Here is a 3,919-nt window from a genome sequence, read left to right as displayed (position 1 = left end):
ATAAGAGAAACCAACTGTGCAATAATCCTATGATCAGCGGGGGTAAAAATACGAACAGCAGCTGCTTGCGTATGTTTCGTTTGATTTCGGTGTCTCCCACACCAATTTTTCTCAAAATGGCATAATGCTCCCGCTCTTCTGTAGCTTCTCGCAGTTGTTTAAAGTAAATGACGCTCCCCAGCGCAAACAAGGCAATGACAGCAAAGAAAGCGACGGAGAACAATATTAACGAGGACGACTCAGTATCGATGGAATACATATCTACATAGGCTGAATAATACGGTTCGTCTGACTTCATCACGATATCGTATATCTTTCTTGATATATCATTGGATGTTTTCGGATCTTCAATTTGATACATTTCAAACGAAGACAGCTTATGATTATCTGTTAATGGCTCAAATGCTTCATCGGAAATGACGAGGACAGAAGGTTGAAGGTCGGAATTGCCGCCAGGACTCGTCGGAACACTAAGCAATGGGTACCGCTTTTTCTCGATCACACGAAATGCAGTGTCTTCCAAAACGGAGATCTCAGGGTGAGGTCGCTGATACTTTATCGGGTCATCTATCCCCCTTGTCAAGACAATAGCTTCGTCCCCTTCCAACTCTACTTTTTCTCCCACTTCACGCAATTCAACAATCGCATTTAATTGTGATTCTGGAAACAGGTAAAATTCCTCTGTGTAATAATCCGGATGGCTGAAAAACGTTTGTCTATCCGGAATTTTCCCTGTCTGTATTCCAGTAATGGTTTCATGGCCTATAATCGGATGGGATTCATTCATAAGCTGTTCTATTTGTTCTTGAGTTTCATCATCTTGAGTAGAAAAGGCAAAATGATTCGGATATTCTTTTTTTACAACATTCGCCTTCATGGCGTAATCTACGGCAATAAATCCAACCGCAAAGATGACAACTGCACTGATCAGTGAATTGAACGTAAAATTCACTGTGTTTCCCCGGATTGAAAATCTCAGGGAAGAAATCCATAACATTTTCGTTCCTTTCAAGTAACGTCTACTTTGACTCATCTTTTGTAAAACCCAACCGGAAAACTGACGGAAAAATAAAAATGTTCCTCCAATCAGTGCTGCGCTTGTCGCAATTAAAGTTTCGTTAAAATAATCTTTCCATATATCTGTATCCCCTGCCAAGGTAATCGTATAGTATGACGCTATAATCAAAATAATGGACAATATAGCCAAAGGTGCGGAAAACCTAAATGGTTTATCCCGTTTTTCTTTTGCATGAAACAATTCAACCAACTGGACACGGCGGACGCTAAAATAACTTTGAATTGTAATAATGCCGATCAATAGTGCGAATAACAGAATGGTGGAGCCGATTGCTTCAATGGGAAAGGAAAAAGAAATCTCGTCTTTGTAGCGCATTAAATTCATTAACACCTTACCGAAAAACTTCGACAGCAGTCCTCCGATTAAAATTCCACTTGATACAGAAATGGCACTCAGAAATAGTGTTTCATAGAATACCATTGCGGCAACGTGTCTTTCTTTCATCCCGTAAAGCAAATACATACCAAACTCTTTTTTCCGCTGCTTCATAAAAAATGAGTTAGCATACAAAATGAAAAACACGATAAACAAAAAAACAATGATCGAAGCAATGGAAATGACCATTTTATAGTTTTCTTTATTTTGAATGGCTGCAACTACGTCCTCATTAAACATTAAACCGGAAAAAGTAAAGTAAATGACAACCCCTACCAGCATGGAAATGAAGTATATCGTGTACAATCGGAAGTTCCTCTTCATATTCCTCCATGATAAATCCACCAGGTTCATCGCTGGTCACCACCAATTGCACTTTGGATCGTCAGGATTCGGTCAAAAAATTCTTTTTCCGATTGTTCTCCTTTAAACATTTCATTCACAATTTTCCCATCACGGAGAAAAATCACCCGCCGGCAGTAGCTTGCTGCATAGGGATCATGTGTAATCATAAGAACCGTTGTCTTGAATGTTTTATTAAGCAATTGAATCTGTTCCAGGAGCTGGGTAGCGGACCGGGAATCAAGTGCCCCCGTCGGCTCATCGGCAAACACGATCGCCGGATTGGTAATGATAGCCCTGGCTGCAGCCGTTCGCTGCTTTTGACCGCCTGATATTTCAGAAGGATATTGAGGTAAAATCGATTCAATATTCAACGCTTCAACCAATTCCCCTAACCGTTCTTCCATTTCTGTAACAGGTATTTTTTGCATGGCGAGCGGGAGAAGGATATTTTCTTTCACTGTCAATGTCTCCAGCAGGTTGTAATCTTGAAAAATAAATCCCATTCGCATTTGGCGGAATTCCCGCAATGCCTTCCTTTTTAGATCTAACAGCGATTTACCTTCGATCCAGACATCGCCTCCGCTAAAATTGTCAATTGTTGAGAGGGTATTCATTAATGTCGTTTTCCCGGATCCGGATGGCCCCATTACCGCAGTGAATTCCCCTTGTTCAATGGTCAAATCAATATTCTTTAATACTTGTGTTTTCCCGTATGATTTCGATAAATTCTTTGTCTCTATAATCCTGGTCATCGTTTCGACCTCCTTTACCAACAAACTATACACACTATTTTCTATGCCAACCATCGATGTAACAATACCCAAAGTGACATTATTGTCATGTTCATTTTGAGACGACCCATTTATGGCGGGGCACTTCAATTAGAAAAACCCTGTCACTCATTCAACAGGATTTTCCATCAAATTTTTATAGTAAATGATTTCAGTAAGTAAATTCTTTTATGTATGATTCCATCTCCTCGACAAATGGCGGCACGTCCATCCCAGTCCGATTGAAACAAGAAAAGGTACGATCACAATTCCAGGCATGACTACAGTCCAATATAGTAAATAGGCACTGATTAGAAAGATGAGCCAGCTGACGATTAACAGAAAGCTGGATGAGAATTCACGAAATGCTTTCACGCTGCTCATTCCTTTCTTCTTAGAAGATTTTCACGAGTTCCAGTATGAATATTGAAGAGAAACACAAACCAACGAACAGATAGACATAATAGGGTTTATTGTCTTTCACCTCTTTCGTTATGATTCCTTCAATTCCCGGCAATAAGTACATAATTGATAAAAATGAAAACAACAAACTCCCGGGCAGATCCATATTTCCGATAAAAAAGTGATAGATGCCAGCACATACTCCAAGGATAGCGATAAATACATTTACTTTTCGCAATAAGGACACCGTTCTCCCTCCTTTTTATTCTGCCTTATCAAGGACAAAAACTCCGAGACTTAGGGAACAGGTATTTTGGTGTTTTAGAACCAGGCGGCCTGTTCCCTTAGCTTTTTCACGTTCTCCGATGTCGGCTTTTCCTGGCCTCGATATACCCATAATAAGAACACGTCCCGTTTTGGGACAAATCCCTTACCTCAAAACCGCATTTTTCATAAAAAGGGAAATTTTCAACTGAAGTATGGGCAAACCAATCACCATGGGGGAGCTTTTGAACACAGAGGTCCACCAGCTTCTGTCCGATTCCCTGCCCCCTGTAACGGGAGGAAACAACTAGATCCATGATATTCGCCGCCATGATTTGATCGGATATCACCCTGACCATCCCGATCATGTGATCCTCATCCCAGACCGTGAAAGCCCAAGTCGAATTCTTGAAGATCAATGTGAATTTTTCTTTCTGCCAATCCGGGGTTTTCCGGACCCACCCAGCATCTTTGAACAGTGCCTCTGCCTGATCAGCAGGAATTCCTTCCGTACCCTCCCGTATAACCAGTCCGTTAAAATATTGATACATGTGCAGTCTAAAATGTACCCTATAGAGTAGACACTTAAAAAAAGTCTACCTATAGGGTATTTTTTTGTATAATGACAAATAGACACTAGTAGAAATCGGGGAAACATCATGAGTAAAAAAACATTCACAGAGAA

Annotated in this window: 5 protein-coding genes; all 5 read right to left on the bottom strand. The window is 40.5% G+C overall.

Translation table 11 applies throughout. The annotated features are described in order from the left end of the window. Window positions 1-1,807, bottom strand: a 1,807-nt coding sequence (locus HP456_RS20940) for an ABC transporter permease (protein ID WP_172254729.1), incomplete at its 3' end; no start/stop codon positions are given. Further along, the gene (locus tag HP456_RS20935; RefSeq protein WP_172254727.1) at window positions 1,804-2,550 is read right to left on the bottom strand and encodes an ABC transporter ATP-binding protein; all 747 of its coding nucleotides are present in this window, start codon (window positions 2,548-2,550) and stop codon (window positions 1,804-1,806) included. The genes HP456_RS20940 and HP456_RS20935, both read right to left, overlap by 4 nt. A gap of 207 nt (window positions 2,551-2,757) precedes the next feature. Next, window positions 2,758-2,943 carry a hypothetical protein gene (locus HP456_RS20930; protein ID WP_172254725.1) on the bottom strand — a complete coding sequence of 62 codons (186 nt, stop codon included), beginning with the start codon at window positions 2,941-2,943 and terminating at the stop codon, window positions 2,758-2,760. A gap of 19 nt (window positions 2,944-2,962) precedes the next feature. Further along, window positions 2,963-3,217, bottom strand: coding sequence for a hypothetical protein (locus HP456_RS20925; protein ID WP_172254723.1), 255 nt, complete (start codon window positions 3,215-3,217; stop codon window positions 2,963-2,965). 106 nt (window positions 3,218-3,323) lie between these two features. Continuing rightward, window positions 3,324-3,785 (bottom strand): GNAT family N-acetyltransferase, encoded by a 462-nt coding sequence (locus tag HP456_RS20920; protein WP_172254721.1) that lies wholly within the window; start codon window positions 3,783-3,785, stop codon window positions 3,324-3,326. Between the last annotated feature and the right edge of the window lie 134 nt (window positions 3,786-3,919).

It is taken from the genome of Bacillus haikouensis (genome assembly GCF_013179555.1).
In the GTDB taxonomy this organism is placed as follows: Bacteria; Bacillota; Bacilli; order Bacillales; family Bacillaceae_B; genus Rossellomorea; species Rossellomorea haikouensis_A.
Note: the sequence above shows the minus strand (reverse complement) of the source record. Positions and strands in the feature narration are given on the sequence as shown.